This window comes from Thiofaba sp. EF100 (genome assembly GCF_039822285.1).
Classification (GTDB): Bacteria; Pseudomonadota; Gammaproteobacteria; order Halothiobacillales; family Halothiobacillaceae; genus Thiofaba.
Genome location: NZ_JBAJEY010000001.1, coordinates 830,783 through 849,554 on the forward strand (window position 1 = coordinate 830,783; position 18,772 = coordinate 849,554).

Here is an 18,772-nt window from a genome sequence, read left to right on the forward strand (position 1 = left end):
CTGCTACACAATAATGTAGCAAGACCCCAGCCGAAGAACGTTGCCATGCACCTCCCGCTGCTTGCCCTGCTTTTGTTCCTGCCCATGCTGGCCCAGGCCCACGGCCTGCACGACCATGGCGGCGGCTGGCTGGCGGGGCTCATCCACCCCCTGCTCGGCCTCGATCACCTGCTGGCCGCCCTCGCCGTCGGACTGTGGGCCGGCACAGCCACAGGATGGGCCCGTCTTGCCCTGCCGCTTGGCTTCACCCTCGCCATGCTGCTGGCGGCCGCCGTGGGCCATGGCGGTAGCTCGTCCCTGGTGCCCTGGATCGAGCCTGGCATCGCCAGCTCGCTGCTGGCCCTCGGCCTGATGCTGGCTATGCGTGTCACCCCCCATCCCCTGCTCGCCGCGCCCCTGCTGGTGCTGCTCGCCGTGACCCACGGCCTGGCCCATGGGGCGGAGGGCCCGGCCGATGGCCTCACCGCCTACCTGACCGGTCTTGGAGCAACCACCCTCGGCCTGCACCTTGCGGGCCTCACGCTCGCCCGCCTGCTGCCGGAGGGCATCACGCGCCTTGCAGGGGCAGGGGTGCTTGGGAGCGGTCTGTGGGCGCTGTTTTAAGCTGGCCCAGCAGGCGATCCGCAAGCCGCTTGGCCGCCGCCTCGACCGCAGGGCTTAGGCCTTCACCCGTAAGTTTGCCGAGTTCGATGCCGTGGATCTCCAGCCTGGCAGGACGAACACGGAGGGCACGCGCCAGTCGCAAGGCCTCTGCCAATCCGAAACCATGGCTGGAGAGCCCGGCGGGCAGGCGTTCCGCCTCCTCGGGCGTGAGCCGGTACAAGGTGCCGGGGGGCTGACCGCCGCACACCGCGTCGATCAGGATCACGGCCTCCACGCCCTGCAGAAAGTTCAACAGACCAACCCCCGGCCGGTCCAGCGCCAGGAACTCCACACCCCCCCCTGACGGGAGCCGCGCGCGCAGCTGATCGATCACCCGCCAGCCGACGGCATCATCGCCGAAGGGCGAGCCCAGACCAATGACACGCAGGGCTCGCCTCTCCCCGCCGGAAGGCTCAGGGCACGTCAGCACGCTTCCCTTGGCCCCCTGCTCATTTGCCCTTTTCGGCGGCGAAATACCAGAAGGGCGCCGGGACATCCGGCAGGCGGATGCCCTGGGCGCGTGCGCGCGCCTGCATCTCCTTGTGGAGGTCGACGATGAAGCGGATCTGATCTTCAGCGGTCGGCAGAGCGCGCAGCTTGTCGACGTTCTTGCGGTATTCATCCTCGCTCATCAGCCGCCAGCTGTAGATCATGTCCCCAAGGCCGATGCCCGCACCGGTCATGGAGTTGCCGCCCCAGTCGGCGATCCCGGCCAGCTGTTGCCTGGCGCGCGCCTGGATGGTGCGGAAGTGCTCACGGTAGAAGCGTTCACGCTCCTGCTCCGTCTTCAATCCGGCAAGCTTCTGACGGTACTGCGCGATCTCGTCCGGCGTCATGAGATCGGCGCCGTAGATCTGGTAGCCGTATGGGTCGCTCGTCTCGGCGAGCGGGGCGCGCTGCTGCTTGGCACGCTCCATCATCTGCGCATGATGCTCCACCATGAACTTGAGCTGTTCCTCGGCCGTGGGCAGGGCGCGCAGCTTGTCGATGTAGGCCGCCCGCTCGGCATCGGTCATGAAACGCCAGCCGTAAACGATGTCCCCCAGGCCGAAGATGCGTCCCCCGTCGCTCGGGGTGTAACCGGCCCAGTCCGAGAGCGTCGCACCGCGGGCGCGGGCACGCTCGGCAATCTTGCGATAATGCTCGAGGCGGAAGGCGGAAAGCTCCTCGGCGTTACGGCAGGCCTTCAGCTCGCGCAGATAGTCTTGTTTCTCCTGGTCCGTCATGAGGTCCGCGCCGTAGATATGCACCGGCTCATCCTGCGCCATGACGGGCACGGTACCCAGGGCAAGGGCGGCGCTCAGCGCCGCCGCGATCAATGTCTTGCGATGCATGGCTGATCTCCTCACTCGGTTATCACAGTCAGGACTATAGGAGACGATCCCCCCATTCGCAGGAGATCAAAGCCGCTCGACGTCGAGCTCGAGAAAATGGGTGGCGCAGGAGATGCACGGGTCGTAGTTGCGGATCACCGTCTCCGCACGCAGGCGCAGGGCATCGTCCGGCGCATCGAGGCCGAAGGCGAGCAGGCTGCGGCGCAGGTCCTCCTCGATGCGCGCCTGGTTCTGGCTGGTGGGCGGCACGATACGCGCGGCACGGACGATGCCCGCCGCATCGAGCAGGTAGCGGTGCCAGAGGATGCCGCGCGGGGCCTCGGTTGCGCCAAAACCTGCCCCGGCGCGCGGCCGCACCTCGACATGAGGGGATGCAGGCAGGCTGTAGGCCTCCAGCAGACGGATGGCCTCGAGCAGGGCGAGGTGGATCTCCACCGCGCGCGCCACCACGCTGTGGAACATGTTGCGGCTGGGGAAACGGATGCCGGTCGCCTCCAGCAGGGCGCGGGTGGCCACCGGCAGGCGATCGAGGTTGAGGTTGAGCCGGGCGAGCGGGCCGACCAGGTAGGGCTCGCCGTGCAGCAGGGCGAACAGGGCGGTCGAGTGCGGACGGTGTTCCTCGGCAAAGTGCGCCTCGAAATCCGCCGGGGCGATATCCAGTCCCTGGCTTGAAACGATCCGCCCCACCGCCATGGGATAGTCCGTAGGATGGCGCAAGGCCACGCTGACAAAATCCTGCGCATCCTCGGGCAGCGGCAGGGAGGCCGCCCAGCCGATGAGGGCCTCGGCCGCGGGCAGGGCCTCGCGCAGCCTGGTCAGCATGGCTTCCACCTCCGCCATGGAGGGGGCATGGTGGAAGCCGCCCACGCAGGCGCCGACCGGATGCACGGAGCGGCCACCGAACAGGCGGATCAGGTCGTTACCGAGCCCCTGCAAGGACAGGCCGCGGCGCACCACCTCGGGATGGTCGGCGGCCATCGCCACCGCGCTGCCGTAGCCGAGAAAGTCGGGCGCGGCCAAGAGGTGGATGTGCAGGGCATGGCTCTGGAGCCATTCGCCGCAGTAGAACACCCTCCGCATGGCCTGAACCCATGGCCCCGGCTCGAGACCGAAGGCGTCCTCCAGCGCGCTGGCCGCGCTCATCTGGTAGGCGACCGGGCAAATGCCGCAGATGCGCGCGACGATATCCAGCACCTCGGTGTGGCGGCGGCCTTCGAGGAACTTCTCGAAGTAGCGCGGCGGCTCGAAGATGTCGAGCGCCAGTTCCGCAATGCGTCCCTGTTCGACGATCAGACGCAAGGCCCCCTCCCCCTCCACCCGGGTGAGGGCCGGGACGTGGATGGACACCGTGCGCTCACTCATCGGCGAATCCCGGGCGATAGTGGGCCAGCGCCTGCGCGTGGAAGGCCGGGGCCTGGCTGTTGATGAACAAGAAGCGGCGCGCGACGTCGGCGGGCGGCAACCCCAGCCCCTCCAGCCGGCGGGCCAGCGCGGCGGTGTTGGGGTTCTCCGCCGGACCGAAGCAGGCATAGCAGTCGCGCCCGAAGCGCGGACACAGGGCACCGCATCCCGTGCGCGTCACCGGCCCCATGCACGGCATGCCCTGGGTGACCATCACGCACACGGCCTGCTGGCGCTTGCACTCCATGCAGACCTTGTCGCGCGTATCCACGGGCGCCACGCCGAACAGCAGCTGGCGCACCGCAGCCAACACCTGGCGGCCATTGACCGGGCAGCCCCAGAGCTCGAAGTCCACCCGCACATGGGCGCGGATCGGCTCGGCATGGTCCAGGGTGCGGATGAACTCGGGGCGGGCGTAGATCGCCCGTTTCCAGTCCTCGTTGGACTCATCCAGGTTGCGCAGGGCCTGCAACCCGCCAGCGGTCGCGCAGGCGCCGAGGGTGACAAGGAAACGGCTCTTCTCGCGCACCTTGTGGATGCGTTCCACCTCCTCCGGAGTGGAAACGCTGCCCTCGATAAAGGCGATGTCCACCTCGGCCTCCTCGTCGTCCATCCCGGCCTCGAGGAAGTGGGAGATGTCGACCAGTCCGGCGAGGGTCAGCAGGTCCTCGCCCGCGTTGAGGAAGGCGAGCTGGCAGCCGTCGCAGGAGGAGAACTTGTGCACCGCGATGCTGGGTTTGGCCATCAGAATCCCCTCGTACCGAGCAGGTCGCGCACCTCGGGCCAGGCAAACACCGGCCCGTCCCTGCAGACGAAGCGGGGGCCGAACTGGCAGTGGCCGCAATGCCCCACCGCGCACTGCATATTGCGCTCCATGCTCAGGAAGATGTTCTCCTCCGCGAGTCCCTGCCGGATGAGCCCCGTGGCTGCGGCCTTCATCATGCCCTCTGGGCCGCACAGCATGGCCATGGCGAGCCCCGCATCGACCTCCAGCCGATCGAACAGGGCCGTCACCAGGCCGACATGCCCGCCCCAGCCAGGGGGGGCCACGTTGGCGGCGAGCAGCACCCGCACCTTGGGTGCCTTCGCCCAGGCCTCGTACTGCGCACGCCAGATCAGGTCATCGGCATGCTTCACTCCCTGGATGATGGTCAGGCGACCGTAATGTTCGCGCCGGCGCAAGATGCGGTGGATGATGGATACGGAGGGCGCACAACCGAGGCCGCCAGTGACCACCACCACGTCGCGCCCCTCCGCCTCGGTGAGCGGCCACCCCCGGCCAAACGGTCCACGCAGGCCGATGCGATCCCCCGCCCCAAGCGCAGCCAAACCGCGCGTCACCCGGCCCACGGCGCGGATGGTGTGGGTCAAGAGGCCCTCGCCCGCATCATCACCGACGATGGAGATGGGCACCTCGCCCACCCCGTAGAGGTAGAGCATGTTGAACTGGCCGGGCGCGAAGGCATACGGCGCACCGTCCGCCAGGCGCAGACGCAGGGTGAACACGGTCGGCGTCTCCTGGATCCGCTCGACGATCTCGGCCTCGCGCGGCAGGTAGGGGTTCATGCCTCACCCTCCCCGCAGATCGCCGCCGCCTCCTCGGTGAGGTCGATGCCGACCGGGCACCAGGTGATGCAGCGCCCACAGCCCACGCACCCGCTGCGCCCATACTGCGCGTGCCAGCTGCCGAGCTTGTGGGTCAGCCACTGGCGATAGCGCGGCGCGGTCTCGGCGCGGATGACGATGCCGTGGATGGACGAGTGCCCCTCGGTGAAGCAGGAGTCCCACACCCGCACATGCTCACTCGTGCTGCCGTCGAGCGAGGGGGCATCGTGCTCGGCGTGGCAGAAGCAGGTGGGGCAGACGCTGGTGCAGTTGCCGCAAGACAGGCAGCGCTCGGCCACCGCTTGCCAGCGGGCATGGTCGAGGCGGGCGAACAGGGCGGACTGGAGGTTGCCCGGTGGCAGGCGGCGTGTCTGCCGTGCGGCGGCCTCTGCGATCTCGACCGCGGCACGCTCGCGCTGCCCCGTGCTGGCGGCCTCGAGCGGGAGCCTGGCCGCTACCGCCGCACCACGCGCACTGCCAATCTCAACCAGGTAGCCGTCATCCATCTCACTCAGGGCCAGGTCAAACCCCCGCTCGGCGCGCGGACCATCGCCGGTCGAGGCGCAGAAACAGGTCTCGGCGGGGTGGGTGCAATGCACGGCGACGATGAACAGACCCTCCCTGCGCGCCGCATAGTAGGGATCGCGGATGGCGCCGAGGAAGTGCTGATCCTGCAATTCGAGGGCCGCGAGGTCACAGGCGCGTGCGCCAATCACGGCCAGCGGCGGCTCCCGGGGCATCGTTTCGCAAAATGACATCCCTCCATCGTCAGCACGCCTCACCCGCCAGAGGGTTTCACACGAGGAGAACAGGAAGGGCTTGAGCGCCTGGGGGCCGTTGGCCCAAGCAAAACAGCGCGCACCGCCCCCCTTCTCAAGGCGGTAATGCCCTGGCTGCTGCACACCCCGCCAGCCCTGCGGCAGTTCGGCAACATCGTCCAGGTCGGCGTACAGGATGGCGCCCTCGCTCGCCCGCGGACCGACCACGCGATAGCCCTCGTCGCGAAGGGCATCAATCAGGGACTGCATGGCATGGCGCGGAAGATAGGTGGCGTGTTCCATCAGCAGCAAAGCGAGTGGCGTATTGAACTGAACTCGAGGTTCCAGAGTAGCTCACTGCGACCATGCGTGCAGAAAAACAAAAAGCCCGCCGAGTCTTGCGGACTCGACGGGCTTTTCAGCACGGTGGGCACCGATCAACGACCGGGCCCTGCCTTGGTTGCGAGCGTTACTCGCCGACCTTCTTCACGGCGCCGACAGAAACGTCGCCGACCACGGCCTTGCCTTTAACGATGGGCGCTTCCTTCATGCAGTCTTTCATGCAGCGAGGATTCTTCACGTCCGGACGCGGGTCGGTGTAGTAGTTGTCCTGAGCCGGCATCTTGGTCTTCTTGAGGAAGTCCGCGTCGCACACGGCCTTGTCGTCACCGATGACTTCAGCGATGTACAGGACGTAGCACGTGGTGGCGTAAGCCTCGTCGTTGCTCAGGGACTGCGGCGCGAAGAACGGCATCGCACGACGGATGTAGTCGTACAGGGTCGGTGCGTGGCCCCACAGGTTGTTGATGCCGCGGGCGCCGACGGTGTCCTCGTCAGACTTGGCGTGCTTCTGCAGGATTTCCAGCTTGTCGCCCAGCATCTTCGGGTAGCCCTTGGCACCCTCGCCGAACTCGCCGTGGCACATGGCGCACTTGGCCTGGTAGATCTTCTCGCCGTCAGCGACGGAACCCTTGCCCGCCGGCAGGTTCTCGCCATCGAAGAAGACGGAGATATCCCACGGCTTGATGGCCTCGTCGGTGATCTGCTTGCCGATGCCGTCATAGGGACCGGCGAAGGCCATGGAAGAAGCAGCGAACAGCGCTGCCACCAGGGCAGACTTAGAGGTTTTCGATTTGAACATTCTTCACTTCTCCGTTCGCCTCGATCTTCCAGGTCTGGATCGAGTTCTTGTGGTAGATGCTGTTGGTGCCACGTTCCTTGCGCAGCTGACGCAGGGTCGGCTGGGTGTAACCAGTTTCGTCGGTCACGCGGCTCATGATCAGGGTTTCCTTGCCATCCCATTCCCACGGCATGGTGAAACGGGTCAGGCACTTGGAGAACACCGGCTCAACCAGCTTGGCTTCTTTCCAGGTCTTGCCGCCATCGACGGAAACGTCCACGGCCTTGACCTTGCCACGGCCGGACCAGGCCAGACCACGCACCTCGTAGGCACCCTTGCCGGGGAGCTTCTTGTCCGGGCACGGGAAAGTCACGACGGAGTTGGCTTCGTTGACCAGGGTGAACTGGCGGAAGCGGCCGTCCGGCATGCCGTCGGTGTAGTGACGGGTTTCCTGATAGGTGACCAGCGGCTTGTTGCTGAACTTGATGCGACGCAGGTGCTTGATGGACAGGTTGGCTTCGCAGCCCGGCACCACCAGACGGATCGGGTAGCCGTTCTCCGGACGCAGGGCCTCGCCGTTCTGCGCGTAGGCCACGATGATGTCCTTGTAGATCTTGTCGGCATCGGGAATCGGCTTGCCGAACTGATCCTTGGCCCCCGGCAGCGGGATGGAGCGCTGCAGCGCGGAACCATCGGCGCCTTCGCCGTAGAACCAGGTGGCTTCCTTCTTGACGCCAACCAGCTTCATCAGGTCGAGCAGGCTCACGCCCACCCACTCGGAGCAGGAGATCATGCCGTGGGTGAACTGCAGGGAGTCCATCTGGACGCCGCGCCATTCCATACCACCGTTCGCCGGGCACTCCATGAACCACACGCCGGACTTCTGCGGCAGACGCTTCAGGTCCTCGATGGTGAAGATCATCGGCTTCTCGACCATGCCGTGGATCACCAGGCGATGGGTGGACGGATCGATGTCTACGGCACCCGCGTGGTAACGCTCGAAGTGCAGACCCGCCGGGGTGATGATGCCCTCGAGGTCCTGCAGCGGGGTGAAGCTGATGGACGCGATGGTGTCGGGGGTCAGCCACTCGACGTTACGACGTACCACGTGGGCTTCGAACTTGGACGGCATGCCGTACGGCACGCTGACCACGCCACGACCCAGCATCTTGTTGGTCGGGGGGATGGGCAGCGGATCCTTGACGACATCGCTGGCCACGGCGCGACCGGCTACAGCGCCTGCCGCAAGCGCGCCGCCTGCAACGGCTACGCTTTTGCGGAGGAACGAGCGGCGAGCCTCGGAGGCCACGGCCTGCTCGTCACCGCTCACCGGCATGGTGATCTTTTCTTCGGACATTGCTCACTCCTGCACGTTAGCAATTCTGTGGAGGCGGGTGATCCCGCTCCCGTCTGCACCCCGGATGCACACTTCCGGGCACGCAGTGCCTGACTTGAGGCGCCAACACAAGGACACCCACAGCCTAATAGTTTGGCCCGCGACGGAAGTCATGGGCAAATTGACTCAGCTTATTCAGCATAAGGACGCACACTGACAAGCACTGACTCAATGGCCACGAACTTTAACTTTTCGCTAAAATATCAGCAATCACTAATCTTTTAATACCCTCGGCCCCGGATTTATCGGGCAATTTCGTCCCGGGGCGGGCATGCGGCATCATGCACACCCACCGGATTGGAGAGATCAAACCATGGTGCGCGTGCAAGTTGAGGACTTCGAACTCGGCACGGAGATCGCCCGCCTGCGGGCCGGGCAGCGGGATGTCGGCGCGGTGGCTGCCTTCCTCGGCACAGTGCGTGACATCAACAACGACAACCGAATCAGCACCCTCGAACTCGAGCACTATCCAGGCATGACCGAACGTGCGCTGGAAGACATCGAGACGAAGGCACGCGCGCGCTGGCCGCTCAACGGCGTGCTGATCATCCACCGCGTCGGCCCACTCCAGCCGGAGGACCAGATCGTGCTGGTCGCGGTCACGAGCAGGCATCGCCACGCCGCCTTCGAGGCCTGTGAGTACATCATGGACTACCTCAAGACCCGCGCGCCCTTCTGGAAAAAGGAGGACACTCCGGAGGGCCCCCGCTGGGTCGATGCGCGCGAGAGCGACTTCGACGCCGCCGCACGCTGGGGGGACGCCTGAATGCTGGACTTCGCCAGCGCTCGCACCCTGTTGATCCAGGCGGCGCAGCCGATCGAGCGCCGCGCAACGCTGCCGATCGAGGCCTGCCTCGGCCGCACCCTGGCTGCCGATGCGCGCGCCCTGAGCGACTCTCCGCCGGCGGATGTCAGCACCCTTGATGGCTATGCCATCGCCACGCGCGACCTCTCGCTCAAAGGCGAGACGCGCCTGCGCATCACCCAGCGGATCGCCGCAGGCCAGACCGGGGCGCCGCTGAGCCCCGGTTCCGCCGCTCGCATCTTCACCGGCGCCGCCCTGCCTCCGGGAGCGGACGCCATCGTTGCCCAGGAATCGGCCAGGTGCGAGGACGGAGACGTCATTTTCAAGCATCGCCCGGCCCCGTTCGAGGACGTGCGCCGGCAGGGCGCCGACTTTCGCGCGGGCGAGGTGCTGGTGCCTGCGGGGACCCGCCTGGGCCCCACCCACCTCGGGCTTGCCGCATCGGGCGGCATCGCCGAGCTTGAGGTCCACGACCGGCTGCGGGTGGCCCTGCTGACCAGCGGCGACGAGGTCACCCCTCCCGTCCAGCCCCTCGCCCCCGGCCACATCTACAATGCCAACGCCCCGATGCTCCGGGGGCTGCTCGAACAGCTCGGCTGCACCATCAGCCATGCCCTGCACCTGCCGGACGACTTTGCCGCCACCCGTACGGCCCTCGAGCGCCTGGCCGGCGAATGCGACGTCATCCTCACCTCCGGCGGGGTGTCGGTCGGTGAGGAGGACCACATCAAGGCCGCGGTCGAATCGCTCGGCCGCATCGACCTGTGGAAGGTGCGCATGAAGCCGGGCAAGCCGCTCGCCTTCGGGCAGGTGGCCGGCACGCCGTTCATCGGCCTGCCCGGCAACCCGGTCTCCGGCTTCGCCACCTTCCTGCTGTTCGCCAAGCCCTTCCTGCTCGCCCGCATGGGTGCCCGCGTGCCACCCTTGCGCCCGCTCCAGCTGCCCGCCGCCTTTGCCCGCCCCGTCGCCTCCGACCGGCGCGAATTCGCCCGCGCACGGATCACGGCCGACCAGCGCGTCGCACTGTACGTCAACCAGGGCTCCGGCATCCTCAGCTCGCTCACCTGGGCGGATGCCTTGGCCGAAATCCCCGAACACGTCACCATCGCCCATGGCGACCTTGTCCATGTCCACCTGCTCGCGGAGCTGCTCGCATGAGTGAACCGGTATCCAGCACCCTGACCCACATCGACGAAACCGGCGCCGCGCGCATGGTGGACGTGGGTGACAAGCTTGAGACCCGCCGCGAGGCCACCGCCCAGGCGATCGTGCGCATGAAGCCCGAAACCCTCGCCCTGATCGTCGAGGGCAAGCACAAGAAAGGCGACGTGCTGGCCGTGGCGCGCATTGCCGGGATCATGGCCGCCAAGCGCACGCCGGACCTGATCCCGCTCTGCCACCCGCTGCTTTTGACCAAGGTCGAGGTCACGCTCGAACCGATGACGGAGGAGAGCAGCATCTACATCACCGCCACCTGCGCCCTCAAGGGCCAGACCGGGGTGGAGATGGAGGCCCTCACCGCTGCAAGCGTGGCCGCGCTGACCATCTACGACATGTGCAAGGCGGTCGACCGCGGCATGGTCATCGACCGTATCGGCATCCTGGAGAAGAAGGGCGGCAAGAGCGGCCACTGGCAGATGCTGCCCGAGCAAGGGCTGGCCCGGATCGGCGACTAGCCACGCACCGCAAGAGTTGCATCCAGCATTTTTTTCGGATAGCGTTATATCCCATTGGGAATAACGCTCCTGCACGCAGCCGTGGAATGCACACCCATCCCTTGGATGGTTCATGGCTGCCCTCAAGGCCAGGCCATACAAGCCATAAAGGGAACTAATCGAGCATCGTAAATTAGACTTTTACAATATACCTGCTCTTCCCCTACCGTTATGTTCACTCGAACATGGCGAGATATGGCTTCGTGACAAGCTTGATCGACCCCTTTGGTCGCAAAATCGAATACCTGCGTCTGTCGGTCACGGATCGCTGCGACCTGCGCTGCTTCTACTGCATGCCAGAGGGCTTCAAGGACTTCGAGGAGCCGGCCCACTGGCTGACCTTCGACGAAATCGAGCGTGTCGTCGGTGTCATGCAGGAGATGGGCCTTGCGCGCGTCCGCATCACCGGTGGAGAGCCGCTGGTGCGCAAGGATGTCGATCAGCTTGCCCGCCGCCTCAAACAAGGCGCGGGCATCGCGGACCTCTCCCTCTCCACCAATGCCACCCGCCTTGCCAGGCACGCCCGCGCCCTGCGCGAAGGCGGTGTCGACCGCCTCAACATCAGCCTCGACACCCTGCGTCCTGAGCGCTTCAAGGACATCACCCAGGGGCGCCTGGACAAGGTCATGGACGGCATCCTCACCGCCAAGGCCGAGGGCTTTGCACCGATCAAGATCAACATGGTGGCGATGAAGGGCGTGAACGACGACGAGATCGGCGACATGCTCGAATTCTGCGTCGAGCACGGCTTCACCCTGCGCCTGATCGAGACCATGCCGATGGGCGACACCGGACGCTCGGCCACCGACCACTACCTCGACCTGCAGGCGGTGAAGAAGCAGCTGGCCGAACGCTTCGAGCTCCTCCCCACCCTCGACGGCTCGATCGACGGTGGACTCATCTACGGCGGCGGCCCGGCGCGCTACATGCGTGTGGCCGGCACCCAGACCCACATCGGCTTCATCACGCCCATCTCCCAGCACTTCTGCGAGACCTGCAACCGGGTCCGCCTGTCGGTCGATGGCACCCTCTACATGTGCCTTGGGCAGGAACACAACTACCCGCTGCGCGACCTGCTGCGCCGTGGCATCCCGGACGACGAGCTCAAAGAGGCCCTGATCGCCGCCATCGCCCTCAAGCCGGAGCGGCATGAGTTCCGTGAGCAGCCGACCAAGATCGTGCGCTTTATGTCCATGACCGGCGGTTGATTCATCGGCCCGGGGGCGGGCCTCCTACCCGGTAGGAGCGGCGCCCCGCCGCGATCAAACGATCGGGGACAGCCACCAAGGCAGGACGCCCATCCTCGACGCTACCCCTACCCAACCATCCGCTCCGCCAGCGCCCAACCGTTGCGGATGCAATCCGAAACCGCCACCCCATCCCGCCAGTTCGCCCGCGTCCACAGCCCCGGCAGGCCAGAGAGCGCCGTATCCAGCGCGGCAAGGCGCTCGAGATGCCCCAGCTCGTATTGCGGGATGGCACGCGGCCAGCGGCTGATGTGCGTCATCACGGGCGGGGCACGGAAGCCGAGGATGGGGCCGAGGTCATCCAACACGCGCTCGATCACCCGCGCATCACCCCAGTCGCCGACCTCCTCATGACGGCGTCCACCGATGAAGGCGGTGAGCACGACCTGCCCTTCCGGTGCCCGCCCCTCGAACAGGGTGCTGGAAAACAGCGCTCCGAGGGTGGTGCGGCGCTCCTTGGACGGGATCAGCACGCCGAAGCCATCCAGGGGGTGGGCGACGTCCTCCCGGCGGAAGCCAAGCGCGACCGAGGCCACCGGCGGATAGGGAATCTCGCGCAGGGCATTCACCGCCTCGCCAAGATGCGGCTCCAGCAGGTCCGCCACGGCGGCCGCGGGCAGGGCGAGGACCACGTGCCTGGCCGTGAACATCCCATGGGGCGTCTCCACCTGCCAGCCGCCCTCCACCGGCCGCAGGCCCGTGGCGGGGGTTGAGAGAAAAAGGCGCTCACTTAAAACCGCGGCCAGGGCCTCGGTCAGCTGGCCCAAACCCCGCTCGAACGACAGCATCTGGCCAACCGGCCCCGTCTGCACCTCGGCCTTGCGCGCGGCCCAGGCCTTCTTCAACGCCCCTCTGAGCAGCGAACCGTGCTCGTGCTCCAGGGCATAGACCCTGGCCGTCGCTGCGCGCACCGAAAGCCGCTCGGGATCACCCGCGTACACCCCGGACACAAACGGGTCGATCGCCCAGTCGAGGAATTCCTGCCCCAGCCTGCGGCGGACGAAGGCGGCCACACTCTCCTCCTGGTCGGCAGGCTTGATGAAGGGCTCCGCAAGAAGCCGCAGCTTGCCCTTGAGGGAGAACAAGCGGGTGGTCAGAAACGCCGGCGGCGAGCCAGGCAGCGGCACCGCCCGGCCATCGCGCACCACATAGCGCCGCTTCGCCTCGCGGTTGGCCTCACGCGCAACCTCGCGCAGGCCAAGCCCGTCGATGAGCTGGCGGATGGCCGGGGCGTTGTCGAGCAGGGTGTTCGGCCCCGCCTCGAGCAGATACCCATCGAGGGCATGCGTCATCACATTGCCCCCCGCCCGCGGCGCCGCCTCGATCACCGCGACATCCACGCCCCGCTGGCGCAGGAAAAAGGCCGTCGAGAGACCGGAAATCCCGGCCCCGATCACCAGCGTCTCAACATCCCGACCCATGCCCCTATCCTCCCAAGTTGAATATCGCGCCCCTGGGCCAGCAGCAACCCGCCCAGCACCAGTGCCGTGCCAAGCATCGCCTGCGGCGGGAGCACCTCATCCTGCACCACCCAACCGAGCCATAATGCCAACACCGGGGCCATCAGGGTGATCAGCCCCATCAGCGACGCTGGCAGGTGTTGCAGGGCATAAAAAAACAACATGAAACCGAACACCGAACCAAAGACCGCAAGGTAGATGATCGAACCCCAGGTGCGCAGCCCCGCATGCTCGGGCCATTGCCCGTCGAAGATCCACCAGACGACGACATACAGCAACGCCGAGAGCCACAGTGCACCGACGCTGATCACACCACCGGAGATGGGGGCGTGCACCTTCTTCACCAGCACCGTGCTTGCGGCATGCATCAAGGCACTGGACAGCATGGCCAGCACGGCCAGCCCACCGACGCTCTCGAGCGAAATCCGGTCGTGGAAGATCAGCGCCAGCCCGCCAAAGGCCACCAGCATCCCGACCACGCCATACCAGGTCAGGCGCTCCCCAAGCCACCAGGCCGCGAGCAGGCTGGTAAAGATGGGCGCAGTGCCGAACAGCACCGAGATCATGCCGCTCGGCAGATACTGCGCGGCCCAGTAGGTGGAAAGCATGCCGCCGAAGATGGCGAGGCTCCCCGCCGCATAGGCCAAAAGCGCGCGCGGGGTGTAGACCATGCGCAGCCCAAGCAGACGCAGCACCGGGATCGCGACCAGTGCGCCGAGCACCATGCGCGCCATCACGCCGAACAGGAAGCCGGCCTCCATACCGCTCCACTGGATGCCAAGCGGCGTGGTGGCCCAGATGAAGACCACGGCGACATAGGCCAGCATCAAGCGGCTGCGGGAAGGTGAGGCGGGCAAGACGGTTATGGAAACGTTGGACAGAGGACCCTCCCCTCCCCCTTGACGGGGGAGGGGCTGGGGGAGAGGGTGATCACCCATTGCAAATGCAGCGCCCCCCTCTTACCCAGCGAGGGGGAATGGACAAGCCACGTTCCGGGGTTTTGGGCATGTTCTTCACCCCACCCACAGGGTCTTTACATTGGTAAAGGCCCGCAGCCCCTGCACGCCCAACTCACGCCCAAGGCCCGAGGCCTTGATGCCGCCGAACGGCAGGCGCGGATCACTCTTGACCATCCCGTTGACGAAGGCCGCTCCACACTCCAGGGCCCGCGCCACCCCCTCGCCACGTGTCACGTCGCGCGTCCACACGCTACCGCCCAGGCCAAAACGGCTGGCATTGGCGAGCTCCAGGGCATGCATGTCATCGTGCGCGACCGTCACGCTGGCCACCGGGCCAAAGATCTCCTGCTCGAAGGCCGTCACACCCGGTGTGACATCGGTCAGCAGCGTGGCGTGCATGCCCGCGTGCGTTCCCTGGATGATGGTTCCCCCAAGACGCAGGCTGGCCCCCTCGCGCAGGCTGGCCTGCACCTGACCGAGCACCTCATCGCGCAGGTCCGCGCGCGCCAGCGGTCCGAGGTCGGTGTCCTCATGCAGGGGGTCACCGTAGCGCAGGGTGGCGATGCGCTCGACCAGCCCCTCAATGAACGCCTCCGCCAAGGATGAATGCACGATAAAGCGCTTGGCGGCAATGCAGCTTTGTCCCCCATTCTGGAAACGCGCCCGCACCGCCTGATCCAGGGTGACATCGAGGTCCGCATCCTCCAGCACGAGGAAGGCATCCGAACCACCCAGCTCCATCACACACGGCTTCAAGGCCGCCCCGGCCACCGCTGCCACCTTGCGCCCTGCCGCCTCGCTGCCAGTCAGCGTCACCCCATGCACGCGATGATCCTCGATCAGCGCGGGGATGCGCTCCGCCCTCACCAAAAGCGTCTGAAATGCCCCCTCCGGCGCACCGGCGTCGCGGAACAGGGCCTCCAGCGCCAGGGCACACTGAGGCACGTTCGAGGCGTGCTTGAGCAAGAAGGTGTTGCCCGCCATGAGGATGGGCGCGGCCGCGCGGATCACCTGCCAGAACGGGAAGTTCCACGGCATGATGCCGAGGATGGTTCCGAGCGGCTCGTACACCACGGCACTTTTGGCTGCATCCGTCGCCACCGGCTCATCCGCAAGCCAGCCCTCGGCATGCTCGGCATAAAACTCACAGGCCCAGGCGCACTTGAGCACTTCCGCCCGCCCTTCGCGCACCGGCTTGCCCATCTCCTGCGCCATCAGCGCGGCATAAGCCCCCTGGCGCTCACGCAGCAGGCGGGCCACCGCCTGAAGCATGACGGCACGGGGGGCAAAACCACCCTCGCGCCAAATGCGCGAGATGGCAGCAGCCCGCTGCAAGGCCCGTTCGATGCGGCCCTCATCATGCGCTGGGAGGCGGGCGAGACATCCACCGGTGTAGGGATTGATCGAGAGGAATGCCATACGTCCTCAAAAAGCCATTTACGAAGAACATGTAGATGGCGGGCCCCGCATCTACCGTAAAAACTCGAGCCGTCCAAGAAACAAGGCCGGGAACCCCGGCCTTGGCTTTGGCTGACACGAATTCAATGATTCACAGCTTGGCGGGCAAGTGCTCGCGAATCTGCTCAGCCGGGAAGTGCGTGAGCTCCTTGTGGAACTCGCCTGCCAGCTTGGCATGAACAGCCTTGTCGGTCGCGTCGCGCAACAGCCCCAGAAAATGCGGCGGCGCCACCACATAGAGGCGATCGTACTCAGCCGCGTCAGCATGCAGGGTTTCGGCCACCTCCTTGGCGAAGCGGATGGCCTCCTCCTCCTTGGGGGAGACCTTCTCATCCATCCCAAACTTGCTGTGCATCCCCGGCACGCTGCTCATCCCCGGTGCATCCGAGGCCATCTCGCTCGCCTTCCGCAGAGATTCCGGATGGCTCAGATCCTTGATCTCGACCAGGGCACCGACCAGCACCTCACCCGAAGGCGCGTACTGGGAACCTCCATGCGCGGAAACCCCTTCTTCAACGCGGAAGAAGCGTGCACGCGCCGCATCGGCTACTACGACCCAAGTCTTCATTCTCTCGTTCCCCTTCTCTTGTTGGGCCATTCCAGCATAGCGCAGAAGGACGGATAGAGCGAAGCGCGATCCGATAGCCCTTTCCCGGATTTCGGCCTGCAGACTGGAGGCGGGCTACACAGGCTAGATCGAACGGAGCCGATGACTCAGATTCCGGTCAAATCAGGCCGCGATGACATCAAGGCATAAACAGCCTGATCAAGATGGTGTCGTGTCCATGCAGCCCACCATGCTTGGGGTACCAGGTTGTCAGAACGTAGAAGCAGACACGAGGCTGAACAAGCCAGGCCGAGGTAGAGGACTCACTCTGGGGCATCACATGAGAACGCCCTGAATCCGGATGACACGGGCGACCCCGGGTAGCCCCAAATGGCCATCCTTGACGAACAGCCTGGCAACGCAGGCTAAACCGGAAAGAAGGATCGGAGAAGCAGCATCACAACGCCACCAAGAAGCAGCCCAAGCATCCATTGCATCAGCGTCATCTTCCCGTTGATCTGCTCAAACCGCATATCCATTTTCGCCTCCAAGCGCTCAACATCCCGCTTCGTGGCAACTTCCGCTTCCATGGAGGCATCTTTGAGCGCCTCGGCAACCGCTTCAGCCTGCTGAGGAGTGAAGCCTGCAGCCTCAAGCTTGCGAACAAACTTGTGTGTGTCAAAGGCAATGGTTGCCATGGGATCAGCCCACACTCGAAGAAGAACGGTTGTCAGAACCTAGCAGCAAACACACGGCTGAACAAGGTGGACTGGCCTCCTCAAGAGCACATCGAAAAACCGTTGCGAATGACCGTAGCCCGCATGAAGTACAACGAAATCCGGGGACTTCCGCATTCCGGCCTTCGGCCTGCATACGGGCCACGCTGGCTATCGCGGCGGGGGCGCCGCTCCTACATCGCCTACATCGGCGCTCTGAGCCATAAAGACACATTAAAGCCAGAACCCAGACGCAAAAAAGGCGGCCCGAAGGCCGCCCTTGTGGGGTTCAATCTCAGGAGAGATTAGAACTTGTGCATTACGCCTACAGAGAAGGCAGAGGCATTGCCGCCTGCTACACCCACGGACATGTAGTCGCCGTGACCAGCCTTCGAAACGTTGTAGGCTGTGGTAGCTGCGTCGTTGTCGGTCTTGGCATAAGCAGCGTACAGGGTGGTCTGCTTGCTCAGCTTGTAGTCATAACCGACAGCGAACATGTTGGCGCCAGTATCGGTGGTGCCGGAGATGTCGTTGGCCTTGTAGTACTGGGCCTTAACGACGTTGTTGCCGAAGGTGTAGGAAGCGCCAGCACCCCAGACGGACTGATCCTTGCCTGCGGTGAAGCCAAGGTCAGACGCCTTCTGATACAGGGCATTGACACGTACACCGGCGAAGTTTACGCCGGCACCGAGGCGGTAGGCAGACTCATTGTTCTGACCTGCTGCATCGATGTTGTGACGCTCATACGCAGCCCCAAGGTCAAAGATCTTGTGGGTGTAAGTTGCGCTCAGGCTGTAGGCATCGAACTTGTTGTTATCGTAGTTCGGGGTGTTACCGGCGATATCATGATCGGTAACATAAGCCAGGGTAGCTTGGATGCCAGCCATAGCCGGGGTGACATAGGCTACGACGTTATTCGGGCGCAGATCCCAACCAGCACCACCGACACCGATCAGGTTACGGGAATCGCCGATCTGGTCGCCGAACAGGTCATACTTGCGACCAACCAGCTTCATCGGGGTATCGTGCTTACCCACGAGGGCAGTACCCCAACCACCGGTCAGGCCCACGAAGGTGTTACGGGCTTCGCCGAACAGGCCAGAAGAGGTGCCTGCATTGCTAGAAACGTTGACCAGCGTTTCGAACTGATAGATGGCGCTCAGATTGGAGCTGATCTTCTCAGTGCCTTTTACACCCAGGCGGGAGGAGTTGCTGGAAACGTTGACATTGCTGTCATCCTGACCAGCAGCTTGATCGGACTTGACGGCATCGATAGAAACGTGAGCCAGGCCGTACAGAGTGGTGTCGGCCATGGCAGCCGGAGCGGCCACAGCGGCGGCTACGGCAACAGCGATCAGGTGCTTCTTCATGGATTGCTCCTTGGAGGGTTATAAGGACATCCCGGTGTCTCCGGGGCCACGGATGCTTTTTACCGAAGGCTTCATTGTGGTGCAATGCGTGCGTTGCTGCAGTGCAACAAAGCGTAACGGGAGGCGTTGTTTTTGCGCATCTGTTCGCGGCGAGGGCGCCGCTCCTACGGCCGGGAAGGTGTAGGAGGCCCGACCCGGGCCGATGAAGCCTTGCCCTTTCGCGCCGGGGGCGGCGCTCC

Annotated in this window: 19 protein-coding genes; 5 read left to right on the forward strand and 14 right to left on the reverse strand. The window is 65.2% G+C overall.

Annotation, left to right across the window (positions count from 1 at the left end; genetic code table 11):
* Window positions 1-45: 45 nt before the first annotated feature.
* Window positions 46-603, forward strand: a complete 558-nt coding sequence (locus V6D91_RS04130; protein ID WP_347317994.1) for a HupE/UreJ family protein — start codon at window positions 46-48, stop codon at window positions 601-603.
* Here the strand turns inward: V6D91_RS04130 and V6D91_RS04135 are convergent.
* From V6D91_RS04135 to soxC, 8 genes are all read right to left on the reverse strand, one after another.
* Complete coding sequence (locus V6D91_RS04135) at window positions 548-1,072, reverse strand: hydrogenase maturation protease (protein WP_347317996.1); 525 nt, start codon at window positions 1,070-1,072, stop codon at window positions 548-550. The genes V6D91_RS04130 and V6D91_RS04135 overlap by 56 nt on opposite strands.
* A 19-nt stretch (window positions 1,073-1,091) precedes the next feature.
* Window positions 1,092-1,976, reverse strand: coding sequence for a hypothetical protein (locus V6D91_RS04140; protein ID WP_347317998.1), 885 nt, complete (start codon window positions 1,974-1,976; stop codon window positions 1,092-1,094).
* 66 nt (window positions 1,977-2,042) lie between these two features.
* Window positions 2,043-3,338, reverse strand: coding sequence for a nickel-dependent hydrogenase large subunit (locus V6D91_RS04145; RefSeq protein WP_347318000.1), 1,296 nt, complete (start codon window positions 3,336-3,338; stop codon window positions 2,043-2,045).
* Window positions 3,331-4,122 (reverse strand): sulfhydrogenase subunit delta, encoded by a 792-nt coding sequence (locus V6D91_RS04150; protein ID WP_347318002.1) that lies wholly within the window; start codon window positions 4,120-4,122, stop codon window positions 3,331-3,333. The genes V6D91_RS04145 and V6D91_RS04150 overlap by 8 nt, the downstream gene beginning before the upstream one ends.
* Window positions 4,122-4,943 carry an FAD/NAD(P)-binding protein gene (locus V6D91_RS04155; RefSeq protein WP_347318003.1) on the reverse strand — a complete coding sequence of 274 codons (822 nt, stop codon included), beginning with the start codon at window positions 4,941-4,943 and terminating at the stop codon, window positions 4,122-4,124. Before V6D91_RS04155 ends, V6D91_RS04150 begins: the two co-directional genes overlap by 1 nt.
* Window positions 4,940-6,043 carry a 4Fe-4S dicluster domain-containing protein gene (locus tag V6D91_RS04160; RefSeq protein ID WP_347318005.1) on the reverse strand — a complete coding sequence of 368 codons (1,104 nt, stop codon included), beginning with the start codon at window positions 6,041-6,043 and terminating at the stop codon, window positions 4,940-4,942. Before V6D91_RS04160 ends, V6D91_RS04155 begins: the two co-directional genes overlap by 4 nt.
* A gap of 166 nt (window positions 6,044-6,209) precedes the next feature.
* Window positions 6,210-6,881, reverse strand: a complete 672-nt coding sequence (locus tag V6D91_RS04165; protein WP_347318007.1) for a c-type cytochrome — start codon at window positions 6,879-6,881, stop codon at window positions 6,210-6,212.
* A complete protein-coding gene (gene soxC, locus V6D91_RS04170; protein ID WP_347318009.1) occupies window positions 6,859-8,217 on the reverse strand; it encodes a sulfite dehydrogenase in 1,359 nt (452 codons plus the stop codon). The genes V6D91_RS04165 and soxC overlap by 23 nt, the downstream gene beginning before the upstream one ends.
* A 352-nt stretch (window positions 8,218-8,569) precedes the next feature.
* Here soxC and moaE point away from each other — a divergent pair, with 352 nt between their 5' ends.
* From moaE to moaA, 4 genes are all read left to right on the forward strand, one after another.
* Window positions 8,570-9,022, forward strand: a complete 453-nt coding sequence (gene moaE / locus V6D91_RS04175; RefSeq protein WP_347318011.1) for a molybdopterin synthase catalytic subunit MoaE — start codon at window positions 8,570-8,572, stop codon at window positions 9,020-9,022.
* Window positions 9,023-10,219 (forward strand): gephyrin-like molybdotransferase Glp, encoded by a 1,197-nt coding sequence (gene glp / locus V6D91_RS04180; protein ID WP_347318012.1) that lies wholly within the window; start codon window positions 9,023-9,025, stop codon window positions 10,217-10,219.
* Window positions 10,216-10,737, forward strand: a complete 522-nt coding sequence (moaC, locus tag V6D91_RS04185; RefSeq protein ID WP_347318013.1) for a cyclic pyranopterin monophosphate synthase MoaC — start codon at window positions 10,216-10,218, stop codon at window positions 10,735-10,737. The genes glp and moaC overlap by 4 nt, the downstream gene beginning before the upstream one ends.
* Window positions 10,738-10,961: 224 nt before the next feature.
* Window positions 10,962-11,984 carry a GTP 3',8-cyclase MoaA gene (gene moaA / locus V6D91_RS04190; protein ID WP_347318015.1) on the forward strand — a complete coding sequence of 341 codons (1,023 nt, stop codon included), beginning with the start codon at window positions 10,962-10,964 and terminating at the stop codon, window positions 11,982-11,984.
* Between the two features lie 107 nt (window positions 11,985-12,091).
* Here the strand turns inward: moaA and hemG are convergent, their stop codons facing one another.
* The 6 genes from hemG to V6D91_RS04220 form a co-directional block, all read right to left on the reverse strand.
* Window positions 12,092-13,444 (reverse strand): protoporphyrinogen oxidase, encoded by a 1,353-nt coding sequence (gene hemG, locus V6D91_RS04195; RefSeq protein WP_347318016.1) that lies wholly within the window; start codon window positions 13,442-13,444, stop codon window positions 12,092-12,094.
* Window positions 13,417-14,310 (reverse strand): DMT family transporter, encoded by an 894-nt coding sequence (locus V6D91_RS04200; RefSeq protein ID WP_347318018.1) that lies wholly within the window; start codon window positions 14,308-14,310, stop codon window positions 13,417-13,419. The genes hemG and V6D91_RS04200 overlap by 28 nt, the downstream gene beginning before the upstream one ends.
* Before the next feature lie 186 nt (window positions 14,311-14,496).
* Window positions 14,497-15,861 carry an NAD-dependent succinate-semialdehyde dehydrogenase gene (locus V6D91_RS04205; protein WP_347318020.1) on the reverse strand — a complete coding sequence of 455 codons (1,365 nt, stop codon included), beginning with the start codon at window positions 15,859-15,861 and terminating at the stop codon, window positions 14,497-14,499.
* Between the two features lie 130 nt (window positions 15,862-15,991).
* Entirely contained in the window at window positions 15,992-16,468 is a 477-nt protein-coding gene (locus V6D91_RS04210) for a host attachment protein (RefSeq protein ID WP_347318022.1), read from the reverse strand.
* A 404-nt stretch (window positions 16,469-16,872) separates the two neighbouring features.
* Window positions 16,873-17,145, reverse strand: a complete 273-nt coding sequence (locus V6D91_RS04215; RefSeq protein ID WP_347318024.1) for a coiled-coil domain-containing protein — start codon at window positions 17,143-17,145, stop codon at window positions 16,873-16,875.
* 323 nt (window positions 17,146-17,468) lie between these two features.
* On the reverse strand, window positions 17,469-18,533 hold the full coding sequence (locus tag V6D91_RS04220; RefSeq protein WP_347318026.1) for a porin: 1,065 nt from the start codon (window positions 18,531-18,533) through the stop codon (window positions 17,469-17,471).
* Between the last annotated feature and the right edge of the window lie 239 nt (window positions 18,534-18,772).